We start from the raw sequence: 18,349 nt of genomic DNA on the forward strand, positions 1-18,349 counted from the left end.
GGACAGTAACGGCACGGCAGCGAGCGGTCAGTTCGTGGTCAACGGTGCGCCCCAGACCGGCGGCCATGAGATCGACGTCACGCCGGCCAACGTTGGAACCACGGTGTTTGATGTAGGCACGGCCGGCGGCACCGACACGCTGTGGGCGCAGCTGTTGCAGAACGACGGAAGCGTGACCGGCTGGCAGCAGTTCACGATCAGCGTGCCGGTACCGACCCTGAGCGTATCGAGCGTGGGCAGCGCGATGGCGGGCCAGATCATCAACCTGTCGAACCTGGTGACGATCGCCGATCTCGGCAGCGCCGGCTATCAGAAGCTGGAGCTGTGGGACAGTAACGGCACGGCATCCGGCGGGCAGTTCAAGATCAACGGCGTAGTCCAGACCGGAGGCCACGAGATCGACGTCAGCCCGGCAAACGTGTCCACCGCCGTATTCCTCGCTGGGTCGTCCGGCGGCACCGACACGCTGTGGGCGCAGCTGGTGCGGAACGACGGGAGCGTGACCGGCTGGCAGCAGTTCTCGGTTGCCGTGCCGACACCCACGCTGAGCGTCGCCAGCATCGGCAACGCCACCGCTGGCCAGACGATCGGCCTGTCGAGCCTCATGAGTATTGCCGACCCCGGCAACGCCGGGTACCAGAAGCTACAATTGTGGGACTCCGACGGCACGCCGGCGGGCGGGGAGTTTTTGATCAACGGCGTGGCTCAGACCGGTGGCCATACCATCAATGTCCCGTCGGGTGCCAACGTGGTCTACGCTGCCGGCACCTCGGCCGGGACCGACACGATGTGGGCCCAGCTGATCCAGGACAATGGTGCGGCCAGCGGCTGGCAGCCGTTCACAGTGACGGTACCGAACCCGACACTGGCCGTGCACAACTTTGGGACAGCAACTCCCGGCCAGACCATCGCGCTCTCCAGCCTGGTGACGATCGCCGATCCCGGCAATGCCGGCTACCGGATGCTGGAGCTGTGGGATTCGTTCGGCACTGCGGCGACCGGACAGTTCGTGGTCAACGGGTCGGCCCAGACCGGCGGCCATGAGATCGACGTGTCACCGGCCAATGTCGCCAACGTGGTGTTCAACGAAGGCACCACCGGCAACACTGACACGCTGTGGGCGCAGCTTCTGCTCAACAACGGCACCACCACCGGCTGGCAGCAGTTCACGGTGGTCGATCCCATCACGATCGACGAGGGCGCCACGCTCGAGCTCGCCCACGCCTATGCCGGTCATGCGATCTTTGCAGGCTCGAGTGGCACGCTGCAGCTCGACGATGCCGCCGATTTCAGCGGCACCGTGGCCGGCATGGCCGGGACCGACACGCTCGATCTCAGGGACATCAGCTTCGGCTGCAGCACAAAGCTCGGCTACACCGCCAACGCGGCGAATACGGGAGGCACCTTGAGCCTCAGCGATGGCACCCACGCGGCCGAGATCTCCTTGCTCGGCCAGTATGTTGCCAGCAGCTTCGTGACGTACGGCGATGGTCAGGGAGGCACCCAGATCCAGTTGCATCCCGACCCGGTCGCCATGCTTGCACACCCGCAGCACGCCTGAGGCCGACAGGTCCGCTCCTGATACGCTGCCTTGCAGATACGAAGCGGCGCACCGTTCGGGAACGATGCGCCCTGGTTTGATCATGCCGCTTTCGCACTGGCGTTGCCGATCCAGTTGCGGGCGAGCGTTACGTCGGCTTGCGACAATTGATGGCCTGCCGGCAGGACCTTGTGATCCACTCGCGCACCTGCTTCCGACAATAGCCCCGCGAGCCTGGCCGAATCGCCAGCCGGCACGATCGGGTCGCTTTGCCCGGACAGCAGCAGCACCGGCTTGCCGCCAAGCTCCGCCTTGGGTGGATCCGACAGCGGCACCATCGCGCGCAGCAGCACCGCACCGGCGAGCATGTCGGGCCTCAGCAGCAACAGCGCGGCCGCGATGTTGGCGCCGTTGGAGAAGCCGACCGCGACAGGCGCGGCGATGCCGTAACGCTTGCGCGCCTCCGCGACGAAATCGCCCAGCTCGAGCGCACGCCGACGGACGTCGTCCTCGTCGAATACCCCTTCCGCAAGGCGACGGAAGAAGCGCGGCATGCCGTGCTCGAGCACGCGGCCGCGCGGCGAGAGCAGGGCGGAGCCCGGCGAGATCATCTTGCCGAGCCCGAGCAGATCGTTCTCGTCACCGCCGGTGCCGTGCAGCAGCAGGAGCGGAGGGGAGCCCGCGCTGGTCGCGGGCTCGAAGCGATGGATGAACTCGGTCATGACGCGGTCGCTTCCAGGCTCGGCAGCACGCCTTCGATCTGCTTGCGATGCTGTTCGAGGAAAGCAGGCAGCTTCAGGTCACGTCCGAGCGTTGCGACGGGTTCGTCCACGGCAAAGCCGGGGATATCGGTCGCGATCTCGAACAGCACACCGCCGGGCTCGCGGAAATAGATCGAGCGGAAGTAGTTGCGATCCCGCTGCTCGGTCGGATGCAGGCCGTGATTGCTCACGAGCTTCTCGGCCATCTTGCCCTGCTCGGCGTCGTCGGCCGCGCGGAAGGCGATGTGGTGCACAGAGCCGCCGCCCTGATGTCCCCGCAGAAAGCCCTTGGCCTCGTAGATATCGACGACGCTGCCTTCGGCATCGCCTGATGCCTTGAAGCGGATCACCGAGCCTTCGCGTCCCGTCTCCTTGAAGCCGAGCACGTCGGTGAGGATGGCGGCCGTCTTGGCCGCGCTGTCGAGCAACAGGGTCACGCCATGGAAGCCGCGGATCGCGTGCTCGGCCGGCACGTCGCCATTGCTCCAGCCCGGCTCGTTCTCGGCGCCGGGGACGCCGACGAGCGCGAGCGCCATGCCGTCAGGATCGGTGAACGGCAGCACGGATTCGCCGAAGCGCTTTTCAAGCGCCTCGTAAGCAATGCCCTTCTCGGTGAAGCGCTGGGTCCAGTAGCCGAGCGAACGCTGCGGCACGCGAAAGGCGGTCTGATGGGTCTCGCCGACGCCGCGGCGGCCGGGCGACACGCCGGCCCAGGGAAAGAAAGTCAGGATGGTGCCGGGGCGCCCGGTCTCGTCGCCATAATAGAAATGATAGGTGCCGGGATCGTCGAAATTGACCGTCTTCTTGACGAAGCGCAGGCCAAGGTCCCGGGTGTAGAAGCCGAAATTGCGGATGGGATCGCCGGCAATCGCGGTGACATGGTGCAGTCCAGACATTGTCGTCCTCCTGAAATCGGGAGCGGTCTTGCTCTGGGCGGAAATATTGTTCTGCTTTGGATTGGAGACAATCCATGCAAATATGACGGCTATGTCTACGATTTGGAAACAATCATCGGTGCGGTCGCTTGGATAAGGTCGCCAGCCTCCGGGCGTTCGTCAAAGTGGTCGGAAGCGGCAGTTTTGCCGAAGCCGGCCGCCAGCTGCGGCTGTCGCGCTCGGCGATCAGCAAGTACATCGCCGACCTCGAGGAGAGCCTCGGCGTCCAGCTCCTGAACCGCACCACCCGCCACGCCAGTCCGACCGAGAATGGCCAGCGCTATTTCGAGCGGGCGGTTGTCATCCTCTCGGAGATCGAAGCAGCGGATCAGGCGGTGACGCAGGCCCAGTCGGCGCCACGCGGCCTGTTGCGCGTCAACGCGCCGATGTCGTTCGGCACGATGCGGCTCGGGCCTGTGCTCGCGGACTTCATGGCAGCGTACCCGGAGCTTCAGCTCCAGATCGTGCTCAGCGACGATCTGCTCGATCCCGTCCAGGACGGCTTTGACGTAACCTTGCGGATCGCAGATCTGGAATCTTCGAGTTTGATCGCGCGGAAAATCATGCCGGTGAAACGCATGATCTGCGCCTCGCCCGATTATCTCGCGCATCACGGTACGCCTGGTCATCCGCAGGATTTACGCGAGCACGCGTCGTTGACCTACGGCTTCCTGTTGACGGGCAATCAGTGGAAGCTGACCGGCCGCGATGGCGATCACTGGATCCAGCCGGCCTGGTCGCTATGCGTCAACAACGCCGAGGTGCTGCGCGATGCCGCAATCAAGGGCAGGGGACTCGCGCTGCTGCCCGACTTCATCGCCGCGGATGCCCTGCGCAAAGGCGAGCTGCGGACCGTGCTGGAAGACTATTCCGCCCCGCCGCTCGCGCTCTACGCGGTCTATCCGCCGACGCGGCATCTATCGGTGAAGGTGCGGCTGTTCATCGATTTTCTGGTCGATCGGTTTGGGCGGGAGGAGGAGGGCTAAGGGCCAGCTCGCAGGATGGGTAGAGCGCCAGCGAAACCCATCAATCCCTCCGCCTGTGACGAGGTATGATGGGTTTCGCAATGGCTCAACCCATCCTACGAACTGTCATTCGACTACGTCATCCGCTTGAGCCAAGATGGTCGCCGGCAAAGTGACTCCTGACGCCTTCGCCGTCCTCAGATTGACGACGAGGTGGAATTTCGTTCCCTGAAATATCGGAATGTCTCCGGCGGGCGTGCCGTTTAGAATGAGGTTGGCGTAGTCTGCCGCGTGTCGATAGAGCTCCGCAAAATCGACTCCATAGGACATCAGACCACCCACGTCGACAAAATCGCGAAAGCCGTAAATGGCTGGCGACCGACGCTTTGCGATCAGATCAACGATCAATTTTCGTTGGACAAAGTTTTCTGGACTGCTGTCCACCAGGATGGCTTGTGCTTGCTCGAAGGTTCCAAATACTGCTTCGTACTCGGACGGCTCGAAAGGTCCGCGCAACAGGGAGCCAACATGTGTCATTGAATTCTGGCGGAGCCCTTCCCTGATGGCCTCGCCCACCGAGCCCTGCCATAAGGCTTCTGTCGCGACGACTGCAACGCGCGATGCGGTCGGCGCAATCTCCCGCAGGAAAGCGATCCTCTTGCCCCAAATTTCGAGACCAGCATCCAGACTAATGCCGGTGATGTTGCCGCCCGGCCGGGCGACATTCGACACCACACCCGAGGTGAGTGGATCGCTGACGACAGCGATAATGGGTATTGTCTTCGTTGCTGTCTTGAAGCCAAGTGCGAAGCGAAGGCCTGGAGACAATATCAAGTCGGGCGCTTCGGCGACAGCTTGGCTGATCACGGTCTCGTAGCGATCTGGATTGCCCGCTGCCGAAAAGCGCAGGACAGTTAGATTTTTGCCTTCCACGTAACCGAGGCGGCGGAGCCCTGTCAGGAATGCCGGGAAGGCGGGGATCGTCGAAGTTTCCGAGATTTCCGAGACTGGCGAGTTCGTCGCGACGACGGCTACGCGATATCGCTTATCTGCCTCAGCCGCTCGCAGCCTGCTTGCCACCGGCGCGGCGAGCAATCCAGCGAGCAGATGGCGACGGTCAATACCCAACGTCATGCAGTATGCCTGTCATCGGTTGGCGCGCCCCGCAACGTAACATGTGGCGGCAGGACGGAGGGCGCCTGCTGAAGATCGCGGCTCAGCAGAATACAATAGAATTGCCCTAGCTTTGAAGACGAAACCAGGAATGGCAGCAGGTTGTCCAGCGGCAGCCGCCGAGTTAGTCGGCGGTGTTCTCATTATCGCTTTAGCGTGAACTCCTGCGCACTCCGCCGATGTTCCCATTTCTCCTTCTCCAGCTCGGGCTGGTCGCATTCCGCCTCGGGATAGCCGATGCAGAGATAGGCGATGAACTTCCAGGAGGTGGGCACGTCGAGCACCTCGTGGATGCGCTCCGGATTGAGGATCGAGACCCAACCGAGGCCGATGCCCTCGGCGCGCGCGGCGAGCCACATCGCGGTGATCGCCGCGACCACGGAATATTCTGTTGTCTCCGGCATGGTGGTGCGGCCGAGACCGTGGCCGATGTCGCTGGCCTTGTCGGCAAAGACTGCGAGATGCGCTGGTGCCTGTTCGAGACCCGAGAGCTTGAGTGCGGCATAGCGGCCGGCGCGCTCGCCGGAATAGCAATTCAGTGCGTCGGCGTTGCAGGCTTTGAAGTCGTCGATCACGGCACGGCGCCGCGCGGCATCGTCGACGATGACGAAGCGCCACGGCTGACTGAGGCCGACCGAGGGCGACAGGCAGGCCGTCGCGATCAGCCGCTCCACGGCACCGTCGGGCAGCGCTGTGGTGCGAAAGTGGCGCACGTCGCGGCGCCACACGAACAGCTCGCGCAATTGCCGGCGGAAGATGTCGTCGAACGCGACCATGATTCATCCTCCCGCGTGAACGAAGCTTGCGGCGACCAGCAGGATCAGGATCTCGCATGCCTGCTCGAACGCGCCGAGGATGTCGCCGGTCTGTCCGCCGATCTGACGGATGGCGAGCCGCGCCAGGACGAGCCCTGCGAGCGACAGCAGGATCAGTCCTGCGAGGGCCTTGCCCGGTCCGAGTGCCAGCGTGAGAGCGAGCGTTCCAAGCGCGAAGGAGGCGGCCACGCTGCGGCCCGGCGGCGCTCCGGCACTCGCCGACAGTCCGTCCGGTCGCGCCGGGGCGACCAGCGACATGAAAGCCGGCACGCCCGCGCGCGCCGCGGCATGCGCAGCGATCAACGCCAGTGTGACGGCGGAGGGCCTGCCGATCGCCGCGAGCGCGCTCCAGCGCAGACCGAACGAGAGGATCAACGCGCAGACGCCGTAAGCGCCGATCCGGCTGTCGCGCATGATCTCGAGCTTGCGCTCGCGCGTCCGCCCGCCGCCGAACCCGTCGGCGGTGTCGGCAAGCCCGTCCTCGTGCAGCGCGCCGGTGACGAGGGTGGTGGTGGCGAGTGCGAGCAGGGCGGCCACGCCTGGTGCCAGTCCCAGTTTGCTCGCGAGGGAATAGGATGCCGCGCCGGCAATGCCCACCAGCAATCCCGCGGCCGGCAGTGCCCAGGTCGCGCGTGCGATCGCGCCATCGCCGGCCGGCTTCGCCGAGGCCACCGGCACGATCGTGACGAAGGACGTCGCGATCCTGAGATCGGCGATGATGTCTTTGATGAGTTCGGCGCGCGGCATCATTTCAGTCTCATCGGCAGGCCGGCGACGACGAACTCGACTTCGTCGGCAGCGGCCGCCATGGTTTGATTCATGATCCCGGCGGCATCGCGAAAGCTGCGCGCCAGCGCGTTGTCGGGCACGATGCCAAGTCCAACTTCGTTGGTGACGAAGACGACGGGGCCGTTGAGGCCGGGCAGGGCAGCGGCAAGCTCGCTCACCTCGCGTTCCCAGTCGCGCCCGGCAAGCATCAAATTGGATAGCCACAGCGTCAGGCAATCGACGAGCCGCGCGCCGCCGCCGTCGGTTGCGGCCAGCGCAGCCAAAAGATCGAGCGGCACCTCGCGCTCGATCCACTCAGTTCCGCGCCGCGTGCGATGCCTGGCGATGCGCGCCTCCATTTCGGCGTCCAGCGCCTCGGCCGTCGCGACATAGACGGGTTGCCCGGGAAAGGCTCGCGTGCGCGTTTCCGCGCGCTTGCTTTTGCCCGATCGCGCTCCGCCCGTGATCAAGATGACGGCCATGAAGGTCTCCTGTGGACCTGACTAATCACCAATCGCGGCCAAAGACAAAGCCGAAATCAGGTCGCCGGGGGCTTGCGCTCCGCCCTCGCTTTGCGCAACAGGAGCGGGCACAGGAGACAGGCGTGGGCTTTGCGGGCGCGATGGTGGTGGCGATGGCGGTGGATGCCCTGTTGGGGTGGCCGTCCCAGCTGTTCGACCGGATCGGCCATCCCGTGACCTGGCTGGGCCGGTTGATCGCCGCGATCGACGCCGGCTGGAATCGAGAATCCGACCCGCCGGCGCTGCGCCGTGCGGCTGGCCTCGCCGGCGCGCTCCTCCTGATTGCTCTCGCGGTTGCGCTCAGTTGGGTGCTTCAGTCCATGCTTCCCGCGGGCTGGATCCAGATCGTGCTGGTCGGCATCCTTTCGTGGCCGCTCGTCGCGCTCCGCTCGCTGCATGATCATGTCGCTGACGTCGCCAAGCCTCTGCTGGCCGGCGACATCGCCGGCGCACGCGCAGCGGTGTCGCGCATCGTCGGCCGCGATCCCGCCGCGCTCGATGAGGCCGGCATCGCGCGTGCGGCGATCGAGAGCCTTGCGGAGAACGCCTCCGACGGCATCGTCGCACCGGTGTTCTGGGGCGCGCTGCTCGGTCTGCCCGGCATCCTTGGTTACAAGGCGGTCAACACGCTGGACTCCATGATCGGCCATCGCAACGAGCGCCACGAAGCCTTCGGCTGGGCGGCCGCGCGCATCGACGATGTCGCGAATTTCATTCCGGCGCGGCTGACCGGATTCCTGTTCGTGCTGCTGGCGCCAAGCCGATCGGAGGCGTTGTCGTGCATGATGCGCGATGCGCGCCGCCATCGCTCCCCCAATGCCGGCTGGCCGGAAGCCGCCATGGCCGGCGCGCTTCGCGTGCGGCTCAGCGGCCCCCGCATCTATCACGGCAGCATCACGAACGAGCCCTGGCTGAACGAGGGCGCGCGCGATCCGCATCCCGCCGACATCGTCGAGGGATTGGCGATCTACCGCCGCGCCATGCTGCTGTTTGCAGGCCTGCTTGCGATCCTGGCCGTCGCGTGAAACAACAGGGCATGCGCGAGCACGGTGGAAATCTCGATCTGGCCCGGCAGCGTTTCGGCGGGCGCGCGGAGGACTGGATTGATCTGTCGACCGGGATCAACCGGCTGCCTTATCCCGTCGGCGAGATCGCCGCGCATCATTGGCAGGCGCTGCCGTCGCCATCCGGGATCGACGCCCTGCAACAGGCGGCCCACCGGGCCTATCGCACAACCGCGCCTGTTATCGCGACCGGCGGTGCGCAGGCTGCCATTCAGTTGCTGCCGCAACTCGCGCCGCCGGGAAGGGCGCGTATCCTCGCTCCGACCTACAATGAATATGCGGCCGTTCTGTCGGCCGCGGGATGGCAGGTCGAGGAGGTCGGGGAGTTCGATGCGCTGGTGGGAGCAGACCTTGCGATCGTGGTCAATCCCAACAATCCCGACGGCCGCCGTCATGCCCCGAAGGACCTGCTCGCGCTGCTGCCGCGCCTCGGTCGCCTCGTCGTCGACGAGAGTTTTGCCGATGCCGTGCCCGAGCTCTCGCTCGCGGCGGAAGCGGGCCAGCCGCGGCTGCTGATCCTGCGCTCGTTTGGCAAGTTTTATGGCCTCGCCGGCCTGCGGCTCGGCTTCGCGATCGGTCATGCGGCCGACATCGCCAAGCTGGCGGCGGCATCGGGTCCATGGCCGGTGTCGGGCGCGGCGATCTCGATCGGCTGCAGCGCCTTGCGGGACGAGGCGTGGGCCAAGGCGACGTCAGCGCGGCTTGTGCGAGATTGCGCCCGTCTCGATGACCTCGCCCAGTCGCAAGGCTGGCGACTGGTCGGGGGCGCACCGCTGTTTCGTCTCTATGAGATGCCCGATGCGCGCGCCGTGCAGGACAAGCTCGCATGCGGCCACATCTGGTCGCGTGTCTTTGCCGAGCATCCAACATGGTTGCGCCTCGGGCTTCCCGGGGCCGAGACTGAATGGGAGCGTTTCGCCGAGGTCCTAGCGCGCTAGCGCCAGCAGGCCGTCGACATCGAGATGCTGTTCGATGTCATCGGCGAGGGCGTCGAGCGCGCTTTCGACCCTGGCCCGATAGGGCTCCTCGCCCGCGGGGATATCGAGCTTCGCCAGATACGCGTTGCGGAAATCATCCGAGGTGAACAGGCCGTGCAGATAACTGCCCTGCACGCGTCCATCGCGCGAGATCGCACCTTCCGGTTCGCCGGCCAGTCTCGCGAACGGGCGCGCGCGATCGGGCCCATCGGTACGGCCGATGTGGATTTCATAAGCCTGGATCGGCTGCTCCGTCGCCGCATGTACGGCGGCGACGCGCGTCAGCGTCTTCTGGGGGCTCATCACCGTCGTGACATCCAGCAGGCCGAGGCCCGGTGTGTCGCCTGCAGGGCCCTCGATGCCATCGGGGTCGGCGACGCTGCGCCCGAGCATTTGATAGCCGCCGCAGAGACCGAGCACATGGCCGCCCCTGCGGTGATGGGCCAGCAGATCGATATCCCAGCCTTGCGCGCGCAGGAACGCGAGATCGCCGCGGGTTGATTTCGAGCCGGGGATGATGACGAGCCGCACGTCGCCCGGAATCGCTTCACCCGGGCGCACCATCACGAGATCGACTGAAGGCTCGAGCTTGAGCGGATCGAGATCGTCGAAATTGGCGATGCGCGACAGCGCGAGACAGGCGATCTTGCATTGGCCAGGCTTGCGCGCGTCGCTCAGGCCCAGCGCGTCCTCGGCCGGCAGCTCGCCGGCGCGGGGAAACCAGGGCAGCACGCCAAGGCCGCGCCACGCGGTATTCTGTTCGATCAGTCTGTAACCGTCGTCGAACAGCGTGGGATCGCCCCGGAACTTGTTGATGACAAAGCCCTGGATCATCGCCGCATCGTCAGGATCGATCACCGTCTTGATGCCGACGAGCTGGGCGATGACACCGCCGCGGTCGATGTCGCCGATCAGCACGACCGGGACGTGGGCCTTGCGCGCAAATCCCATGTTGGCAATGTCGGCCTTGCGCAAATTCACCTCGGCCGGGCTGCCGGCGCCTTCCACCAGAACCAGATCAGCGCGCGCCTTCAGCCGCTCAAAACTTTCCAGCACGGCGTCCATCAACAACGGCTTCATCGCCGCATAGTCGCGCGCACGCGCGGTCGCGATGCGTTTGCCCTGCACGATCACCTGAGCCCCGACATCCGTCTCCGGCTTGAGCAGCACCGGGTTCATGTCGGTGTGCGGCTCGACGCCCGCCGCAAGTGCCTGCAGCGCCTGCGCGCGACCGATCTCGCCGCCATCGACCGTGACTGCGGCATTGTTCGACATGTTCTGCGGCTTGAACGGGAGCACGCGTAAGCCCCGCCGCGTGAAGGCGCGCGCAAGGCCGGCGACGATGAGCGACTTGCCCACGTCCGAGCCGGCCCCCTGGATCATCAGCGCGCGTGCCATCGAATTCAGAACTCGACGCCGGCCTGCGCCTTGATGCCGGAGCGGAACGGATGCTTGACCAGCGTCATCTCGGTGACGAGATCGGCGATCTCGATCAGTTCGTCCTTGGCGTTGCGGCCCGTGAGCACGACATGCGTCATCGGCGGCTTCGAGGTCTTAAGGAAGTCGACGACCTCGGCGACGTCGAGATAGTCGTAGCGCAGCGCAATGTTGATCTCGTCGAGAACGACCATGCGCAAATTGGAATCGAGAATCAGCTCCTTGGCCTTCTCCCATCCAGCGCGCGCAGCCGCGATGTCGCGGGTGCGGTCCTGCGTTTCCCAGGTAAAGCCTTCGCCCATGGCGTGGAACTGGCAGAGCTCGCCGAAATGGCCCGTGAGCAGGCGCCGCTCGCCGGTATCCCAGGCGCCCTTGATGAACTGCACGACCGCGCAGGGGAGGCCATGAGCGACGCAGCGCAGGATCATGCCGAACGCCGAGGAGGATTTGCCCTTGCCGGCGCCGGTATGGACGATGATGAGGCCCTTTTCGCCGCTCTTGGTCGCCATGATCTTGTCGCGGGCGACCTTGATCTTCGCCATTTTGGCGGCGTGCTTGGCGTCGGCTTCGCCGGGCGTTTGGGTGTCCGGTTCAGGCGTCATCGTACCCAGTCCTTCGGCTTGACAAGAGGCGGCCACCGGCAAATGGTGGCCCCGCGTTGGTTCCTGTCCTATGACAGGCGAAGAGGGAATGCGATAGGGTCCGAATCGGCAAGATTTGGGTCCAAAATGCAGCCGCCCCCGCGACCGTGACCGGAGAGATACCCGAAGCCACTGTTCCCCTTGGGATCGGGAAGGCGGGGATCGAAGGGCAAGACCCTGCTCCGCAAGCCGGGAGACCTGCCAGCGCGGACGAGTTTTGGACCGGCGGACGGGGTGTTCCGCGACGGGGAAACGGCCCGGCGAGTCAGGGTCCGTGCGCCTCTTCGCCTCCCGCTGAATAATCTGGAAGAGGCGATGACCGTCACACTTCACGTCTGCATCACCTGCCGCGCCGGCCAGACGCTGGCAGAAGGCGAGACGACGCCCGGCAAGCGCCTCCACAGTGCGATCCTGAAAGCCGGCGTGCCCGACGGCGTCAGCGTTGTTCCCGTCGAATGCCTCTCTGCATGCAGCCAAGGCTGCTCGGTCGCGCTCAGCGCGCCCGGCCGCTGGTCCTACGTCTATGGCCGTCTGTCGGATGCGAACGCGCAGGATGTTGTCGCCGGCGCCGCCGCCTATGCCGCCGCGTCCGATGGAATCGTGCCCTGGCGCAGCCGGCCTGAAATCTTCCGCAAGCAGTCGCTTGCCCGCATTCCCCCCATCCCCGTGTTGCCGGAGGCCGCCGAATGAACTCGCTCGCAAAAGTCCCGGTGACGGTGGTCACGGGTTTCCTCGGCTCCGGCAAGACCACGCTGATCCAGCACCTCCTCAGCACTGCAGGCGGCAAGAAGCTCGCCGTGCTCGTCAACGAGTTCGGCAGCGAAGGCGTCGATGGAGAAATCCTGAAGTCCTGTGCGGACGCGAACTGCCCGGAGGAGAACATCGTCGAGCTCGCCAATGGCTGCATCTGCTGCACCGTCGCCGACGATTTCATTCCGACCATGGAGCAATTGCTGGCGCGCCCGGTGCGGCCAGATCACATCCTGATCGAGACCTCGGGCCTGGCGCTGCCCAAGCCGCTGCTCAAGGCATTCGACTGGCCCGAGATCCGCTCGCGCATCACGGTCGATGGCGTGATCGCGCTGGCCGACGCCGAGGCCGTGGCCGCGGGCCGGTTCGCGCCCGATCCGGAAGCGGTCGAGGCGCAGCGCGCGGCGGACGAGAATCTGGATCACGAGACGCCGCTGTCGGAGGTATTTGAGGATCAGATCGCTTGCGCCGACATCGTGCTCCTGACCAAGGCCGATCTTGCGGGCGCTGCCGGCATCGAAGCCGCCAAGGCGGCGATCACCGCCGAGATGCCGCGCCGCGTGCCGATGTTGCCGGTCACGGATGGCGCCATCGATGCGCGCGTCATCCTCGGCCTCGGCGCTGCCGCGGAGAACGATCTCGCCGCGCGTCCCTCGCATCACGACGGCGAGGAGGACCACGAGCATGACGATTTTGCCTCCGTCGTGATCGATCTCCCTGAAGTTGCCGACGTCGATGCGCTGGTCGCCTCGGTGCAGAAATTGGCGCGCGAGCAGAACGTGCTGCGTGCCAAGGGCTATATCGCGGTCGCGGGCAAGCCGATGCGGCTGCTGTTGCAGGCGGTCGGCGAGCGTGTGCGCCATCAGTTCGACAAGCCCTGGGGCGCAGGTCTCAGGCAGTCGAAGCTCGTCGTGATCGGCGAGCACGGAGATATCGACGAGGTCGCGATAAGGGCGGGATTGGCGGTCTGATGCACGTCGTCTTCCGCGAGAGCCGCGGTCTGGAGGAGACCGCGACGCCAAGAGACATCGGCCAGGACCCGGCCGATCTCGTGGTGCTCTCGTTCTCGGATTCCGATCTTGCCGCATTCGCGGCCGGCTGGCGGCGCGGTCGCGACAGCCTGCCGTCGCTGCGGCTGGCCAATCTCGCGGAGCTGCATCATCCGCTGTCGGTCGACACCTATATCGAGCGCACGCTGTCGCAGGCGCGCGGCATTCTGGTGCGCCTGATCGGCGGCGAGTCCTATTGGCCATACGGTCTTGCCGCGCTTCAGCAGCTGGCAAGAGGCCGCAACATCGTGCTGGCCGTGCTGCCGGCCGATGGCCGCGACGATTTGCGGCTGGATGCCTATTCGACCTTGCCGGTCTCGACGCTGCGCCGGCTCAAGGTGCTGTGCGATACCGGCGGTCCCATCGCGGCACAGGCCGCGATCGCGCAGCTTGCGCTGGCCTCGGGCCTCTATGCAGGTCCGGTCGTCGGCGAGATGGCCGTGCCGGAGATGGGGTTTTACGATCCGGCGCGTGGTGTCATTGCTGCGCCGGACGGCGAGGGTAGACCACGCGCGCTGGTGACGTTCTACCGCTCCTATCTCACTGCGGCAGACACCGGTCCCGTCGATGCACTGATCGGAGCACTGCGCGAGAAGGGCTTTGACGCACATGGCGTGTTCGCGGCCTCGCTGAAGGCCGCGGGCGTCGCGGATTGGCTGCGCGCCCATCTTGCCAAAAATCCTCCGGCTGCGATCGTCAATGCGACAGCGTTCTCGGCCGCGGGCGAGGACGGCACGACGCCGTTCGATGCGGCATCGTGTCCGGTGTTCCAGATCGCGCTCTCGTCGGCGCGGCGTGAGGATTGGGCAGAGTCGCTCCGCGGCCTGTCGCCCGGCGACCTCGCGATGCATGTGGTGCTGCCTGAGGTCGACGGCCGCCTGTTCACCGGCGTCGTGAGCTTCAAATCGGCCGGGATGCGCGATCCCGATCTGCAATTTTCGCATCTGGCTCATCGGCCGGATGACGAGCGTGTACAGGCCATCGCCGCCCGGGTTGCGGCGTGGCATCGCCTCTCGGAAAAGCCGGCCGGCGAGAAGCGGCTGGCCATCGTGCTCTCGAATTACCCGGGCCGTCCGCACCAGATCGCACACGCCGTTGGTCTCGATGCGTTGGCTTCGGTCGAAGCATTGGTGTCCGATCTCGCAGGGACCGGTTATGACGTCGCGCCCGTGCGAGGACTTGGCGAGAGATTGCTGGCGCAGACATTGACGTGGCGTGTCGCTGACTACCGCGCGGCACTCTCGCGCCTTCCGCAATCCCTGCAGGACGATCTCGCGCAAGCCTGGGGCGCGCCGGAGAATGATCCGAGCTGCCGCGGCGGCGCCTTCCACTTCGCCGCGATCCCTTGCGGGCGATCGTTCATTGCCGTCCAGCCCGAGCGCGGCGAAGCGACCGCGCGCGATGGCGACTATCACGATCTCGCCCGCACGCCACGCCACGCTTATGTCGCGTTCTATCTCTGGCTCCGCAAGCAAGGGATCGATGCCGTCGCGCACATGGGCGCGCATGGCACGCTGGAATGGCTGCCCGGAAAATCCGTGGCGCTATCCTCAAGCTGCTGGCCTGAGGCGCTGATCGGCGATCTCCCCGTGATCTATCCCTTCATCGTCAACGATCCCGGCGAAGCCGCGCAGGCCAAGCGACGCTTAGGGGCCGTCACCATCGGCCATCTGCCGCCGCCGCTGGAAACAGCTGCGGTGCCGGAGGGCATGCGCCGGCTCGAACGTCTGCTCGACGAATATTCCACCGCCGACGGTCTCGATCCCGCCCGCCGACGGCGGCTGATTACTGCAATCCGCGACGAAGCGCGGGCAGCAGGCCTGGAAGACGATCTCGGGCTCGATGCTTCGGCCGCACCGGCTGAAGCCATTCCGCGCATCGATCGCTTCGTCTGCGATCTCAAGGAGAGCCAGTTCGGCGACGGCCTGCACGTGTTCGGCCGCGGCGCCTGCGGCGACGCCGAGCTTGACGCGCTTCGAGCGGCACTCGCGGGCCGGCGCGTTGCACCGGGCCCGTCGGGCTCGCCCTATCGCGGGAGGCAGGACGTGCTGCCGACGGGGCGCAATCTCTTTGCCGTCGATCCCCGCGCGGTGCCGACGCCGTCGGCGCATGCGCAAGGGATAAAACTCGCGGAAGAGCTGCTGCGCCGCCATCTTCAGGATCATGGCGACTGGCCGAAGGGCCTCGTCGTCGATCTCTGGGGCTCCGCTACCATGCGCACCGCCGGCGAGGAGTTTGCGATGGCGCTGCATCTGGCCGGTCTTGCGCCGCACTGGGACCACGCCTCCGGCCGCGTCACCGGCTACGACATCATCGCGCCGGCAGAGCTCGGCCGGCCCCGCATCGACGTGACGCTGCGCGTATCCGGCCTGTTCCGCGATGTCTTCGCAGGCCTCGCACAACTGTTCGAAGCGGCGACTGAAGCGCTGGCATCACGCGAAGAAGAGAGCGACGAGAATCCCTATCGCCACCGCGCCTCGCGCGTATTCGCGCCGCGGCCCGGGCAATATGGCGTCGGCCTCTCGGCGATCCCCGATGCCTTTACGCCGGAGATGCGCGAGGCCGCCGGCGAAGCCTGGCTGTCGGCCTCGTCCTGGGCGTTCTCTGCCGATGGCGCGATCAAGCCCGATCGCGCCGGCATCGAGCAGCGGCTCGCATCCGCCGATGCATTCGTTCACGCCCAGGACTTGCCGGAAACCGATCTGCTGCTCGCCGCCGACTATGCTGCGCACGAAGCCGGCGTCGCGGCTGCGGCAGCGCATCTCGGCGTATCAGGGCCATCGCTCTATCATCTCGACACGACGCGACCCGACGCACCGCATGCGCGCACGCTGATGGAGGAAATCTCCCGCGTCGTCCGCGTTCGCGCAGCCAATCCGGCCTGGATCGCCGGCATGATGCGCCATGGGTTCCGTGGCGCGGCCGAGATCACGGCCACCCTCGAGCACATGGCCGCCTTTGCGCATCTCGCTGGCGCCGTGCCGCCGCATCTGTTCGATCTCTATTACGACGCGACGCTCGGCAACGATGATGTCCGCGCCTTCATGGCCCGGGAAAATCCGACAGCGCTCGCCGCGATGGAAACTTGCTTCACCCGCCTGCATGAGGCCTCGCTCTGGCGAACGCGGCGGAATTCGATCGCGGCCGCGCTGAAGGAGGCGTCATGAGCGCGGCTTCGGTCAAGGGTTGGTGCCCCGGCGCGCTACGGCCGATGCCATCGGGCGACGGGCTCGTGGTCCGCGTCCGCCCGTTCGGCGGGAGGCTCGACGCGACGCAGGCTGCCGGACTTGCGCATCTCGCCGAACGTCATGGCAACGGGCTGATTGACGTGACCAGCCGCGCCAATCTCCAGATCAGGGGCGTCAGCGACAACAGCCATCGGCTGCTGCTCGACGGTCTTGCGCAACTGACCCTGCTCGATCCGGATGCCGGAACCGAATCCCGGCGCAACATCCTGGTCACGCCGTTCTGGCGCGACGGCGACGAGACCCAGGCGCTCGCCGCCGAGCTCGAAGAGGCGCTGGCGGACAGCATGTTGGGGCTGCCTGTGAAATTCGGCTTCGCCATCGACGACGGCAAGTCGCGTGTGCTTGCCGGCAATTCCGCCGATGTGCGGATCGAGCGTGATTCTGCCGGCGATCTCCTCGTGCGCGCCGATGGCGCCAGGCTCGGCCGCCGCGTCGCGCGCGGCGAAGCTGTGACGACTGCGCTTGCTGTGGCACGCTGGTTCGTCGCCTCCGGCGTCAGGGATGGACAAGGGCGGATGGCAACGCATCTCGCGGCCGGGGGAGAATTGCCTGATGCGCTGCGCGGCGAAACGGAGCCTGCGCCCATCATGGCCGCCGTGCGTCCCGGTCTCTATCCGCAAGGCGCCATGGTCGGCATTGCCTTCGGGCAGTTGTCGCATGCGACGCTCAATCAACTCTCCGGTTGCGGGCATGCGCTGCGGATGACGCCTTGGCGGATGGTCTTGAGCGAGGGCAAACGGACGATGCCCTCCGCGTCCGGCCTGATCACCGACGCCTTCGATCCGGCACTGCGCGTCATTGCGTGTAGCGGTGCGCCGCGCTGCCGAGCGGCGCATGCCGACACCCGCGGGCTCGCCGCGGAGCTGGCCCACCACATCGGCGCGGCTGCGCAGCTTCACGTCTCCGGCTGCGCCAAGGGCTGCGCCCTTTCCGGCGCGGCCGCCATCACCCTGGTCGCGACGGCTACCGGGTTCGATCTCGTGCGCGGCGGCTCGACGCGGGACGAACCTGTCCTGCGCGGGCTCGATCGCGACGATATCGTTCGCGATCCCTCCTTGCTGATGGGAGGGCACTGATGCCGCACACATACGAGACCGATGGCGCAGCGATCTACCGGCAATCCTTCGCGATCATCCGCGCCGAGGCTGATCTTGCGCGCTTCACGCCGGATGAGGAGCAGGTCGTGGTGCGGATGATCCATGCCGCGGGCATGGTGGGCCTGGAGGCGCATATCCGCTTCACGCCCAATATGGCGACCGCCGCACGCGCCGCCTTGCAAAAGGGCGCGCCGATTCTCTGCGACGCGCGCATGGTCTCTGAAGGAATTACGCGCGCGAGATTGCCCGCGGCCAACGCCGTCATCTGCACACTCGGCGACGAGACCGTTCCGGCGCTGGCGCGATCCATGCACAACACGCGATCGGCTGCGGCATTGGAGCTGTGGCGCCCGCATCTCGATGGCGCGATCGTCGCGATCGGCAATGCGCCGACCGCGCTGTTTCACCTGCTCAACATGCTGGAGGACCAGGAATGTCCGCGGCCGGCGGCCATTATCGGCTGCCCGGTCGGATTCGTCGGCGCGGCTGAATCCAAGGCGGCTTTGATGGCCAATCCGCCGGTGCCGGCGCTGACCGTCGAAGGCCGCCTCGGCGGCTCCGCAATCACGGTGGCCGCCGTGAACGCGCTCGCAAGCCGGAGCGAATAG

Annotated in this window: 16 protein-coding genes, 1 pseudogene and 1 riboswitch; of the genes and pseudogenes, 9 read left to right on the top strand and 8 right to left on the bottom strand. The window is 66.2% G+C overall.

Translation table 11 applies throughout. The features are described from left to right. A pseudogene (locus tag XH88_RS02165) lies at positions 1 to 1,561 on the top strand (hypothetical protein); the annotation flags it as partial. Between the two features lie 80 nt (positions 1,562 to 1,641). On the opposite strand, the gene XH88_RS02170 reads toward XH88_RS02165, so the two are convergent. Both XH88_RS02170 and XH88_RS02175 read right to left on the bottom strand, forming a co-directional pair. Beyond that, complete coding sequence (locus XH88_RS02170; RefSeq protein ID WP_271613778.1) at positions 1,642 to 2,262, bottom strand: alpha/beta hydrolase; 621 nt, start codon at positions 2,260 to 2,262, stop codon at positions 1,642 to 1,644. Further along, on the bottom strand, positions 2,259 to 3,197 hold the full coding sequence (locus XH88_RS02175; RefSeq protein ID WP_271613779.1) for a ring-cleaving dioxygenase: 939 nt from the start codon (positions 3,195 to 3,197) through the stop codon (positions 2,259 to 2,261). Before XH88_RS02175 ends, XH88_RS02170 begins: the two co-directional genes overlap by 4 nt. Positions 3,198 to 3,325: 128 nt before the next feature. Here XH88_RS02175 and XH88_RS02180 point away from each other — a divergent pair, with 128 nt between their 5' ends. Then, positions 3,326 to 4,222 carry a LysR family transcriptional regulator gene (locus tag XH88_RS02180; protein WP_271613780.1) on the top strand — a complete coding sequence of 299 codons (897 nt, stop codon included), beginning with the start codon at positions 3,326 to 3,328 and terminating at the stop codon, positions 4,220 to 4,222. Between the two features lie 105 nt (positions 4,223 to 4,327). On the opposite strand, the gene XH88_RS02185 is transcribed toward XH88_RS02180, so the two are convergent. The 4 genes from XH88_RS02185 to cobU all read right to left on the bottom strand — a co-directional run bounded on the left by XH88_RS02185 (position 4,328) and on the right by cobU (position 7,439). Beyond that, a complete protein-coding gene (locus tag XH88_RS02185) occupies positions 4,328 to 5,335 on the bottom strand; it encodes an ABC transporter substrate-binding protein (RefSeq protein ID WP_271613781.1) in 1,008 nt (335 codons plus the stop codon). 182 nt (positions 5,336 to 5,517) lie between these two features. After that, positions 5,518 to 6,150: a 5,6-dimethylbenzimidazole synthase gene (gene bluB / locus XH88_RS02190; protein WP_271613782.1), complete on the bottom strand. Its 633-nt coding sequence runs from the start codon at positions 6,148 to 6,150 to the stop codon at positions 5,518 to 5,520. A gap of 3 nt (positions 6,151 to 6,153) precedes the next feature. Then, on the bottom strand, positions 6,154 to 6,939 hold the full coding sequence (gene cobS / locus XH88_RS02195; protein WP_271613783.1) for an adenosylcobinamide-GDP ribazoletransferase: 786 nt from the start codon (positions 6,937 to 6,939) through the stop codon (positions 6,154 to 6,156). Next, complete coding sequence (cobU, locus tag XH88_RS02200; protein ID WP_271613784.1) at positions 6,936 to 7,439, bottom strand: bifunctional adenosylcobinamide kinase/adenosylcobinamide-phosphate guanylyltransferase; 504 nt, start codon at positions 7,437 to 7,439, stop codon at positions 6,936 to 6,938. Before cobU ends, cobS begins: the two co-directional genes overlap by 4 nt. Before the next feature lie 122 nt (positions 7,440 to 7,561). Here cobU and cbiB point away from each other — a divergent pair, with 122 nt between their 5' ends. Both cbiB and cobD read left to right on the top strand, forming a co-directional pair. Next, positions 7,562 to 8,503, top strand: coding sequence for an adenosylcobinamide-phosphate synthase CbiB (cbiB, locus tag XH88_RS02205; protein ID WP_271613785.1), 942 nt, complete (start codon positions 7,562 to 7,564; stop codon positions 8,501 to 8,503). 11 nt (positions 8,504 to 8,514) lie between these two features. Beyond that, complete coding sequence (gene cobD / locus XH88_RS02210; protein WP_271614338.1) at positions 8,515 to 9,480, top strand: threonine-phosphate decarboxylase CobD; 966 nt, start codon at positions 8,515 to 8,517, stop codon at positions 9,478 to 9,480. On the opposite strand, the gene XH88_RS02215 is transcribed toward cobD, so the two are convergent. After that, complete coding sequence (locus XH88_RS02215; RefSeq protein ID WP_271613786.1) at positions 9,469 to 10,917, bottom strand: cobyric acid synthase; 1,449 nt, start codon at positions 10,915 to 10,917, stop codon at positions 9,469 to 9,471. The two genes, cobD and XH88_RS02215, sit on opposite strands and share 12 nt — an antisense overlap. 5 nt (positions 10,918 to 10,922) lie before the next feature. Then, positions 10,923 to 11,558 carry a cob(I)yrinic acid a,c-diamide adenosyltransferase gene (gene cobO, locus XH88_RS02220; RefSeq protein WP_271613787.1) on the bottom strand — a complete coding sequence of 212 codons (636 nt, stop codon included), beginning with the start codon at positions 11,556 to 11,558 and terminating at the stop codon, positions 10,923 to 10,925. A gap of 40 nt (positions 11,559 to 11,598) precedes the next feature. Then, positions 11,599 to 11,817, top strand: a riboswitch (cobalamin riboswitch). A gap of 95 nt (positions 11,818 to 11,912) precedes the next feature. Here cobO and XH88_RS02225 point away from each other — a divergent pair. The 5 genes from XH88_RS02225 to XH88_RS02245 are packed head-to-tail and all read left to right on the top strand — an operon-like array spanning position 11,913 to position 18,349. Beyond that, complete coding sequence (locus XH88_RS02225) at positions 11,913 to 12,287, top strand: DUF1636 domain-containing protein (RefSeq protein ID WP_271613788.1); 375 nt, start codon at positions 11,913 to 11,915, stop codon at positions 12,285 to 12,287. Further along, positions 12,284 to 13,318 carry a cobalamin biosynthesis protein CobW gene (gene cobW / locus XH88_RS02230; RefSeq protein WP_271613789.1) on the top strand — a complete coding sequence of 345 codons (1,035 nt, stop codon included), beginning with the start codon at positions 12,284 to 12,286 and terminating at the stop codon, positions 13,316 to 13,318. The genes XH88_RS02225 and cobW overlap by 4 nt, the downstream gene beginning before the upstream one ends. Further along, complete coding sequence (cobN, locus tag XH88_RS02235) at positions 13,318 to 16,563, top strand: cobaltochelatase subunit CobN (RefSeq protein ID WP_271613790.1); 3,246 nt, start codon at positions 13,318 to 13,320, stop codon at positions 16,561 to 16,563. The genes cobW and cobN overlap by 1 nt, the downstream gene beginning before the upstream one ends. Further along, on the top strand, positions 16,560 to 17,720 hold the full coding sequence (gene cobG, locus XH88_RS02240; RefSeq protein WP_271613791.1) for a precorrin-3B synthase: 1,161 nt from the start codon (positions 16,560 to 16,562) through the stop codon (positions 17,718 to 17,720). Before cobN ends, cobG begins: the two co-directional genes overlap by 4 nt. Continuing rightward, positions 17,720 to 18,349, top strand: coding sequence for a precorrin-8X methylmutase (locus XH88_RS02245; protein ID WP_271613792.1), 630 nt, complete (start codon positions 17,720 to 17,722; stop codon positions 18,347 to 18,349). Before cobG ends, XH88_RS02245 begins: the two co-directional genes overlap by 1 nt.

It is taken from the genome of Bradyrhizobium sp. CCBAU 51627, assembly GCF_028128765.1.
Lineage (GTDB): Bacteria > Pseudomonadota > Alphaproteobacteria > Rhizobiales > Xanthobacteraceae > Bradyrhizobium.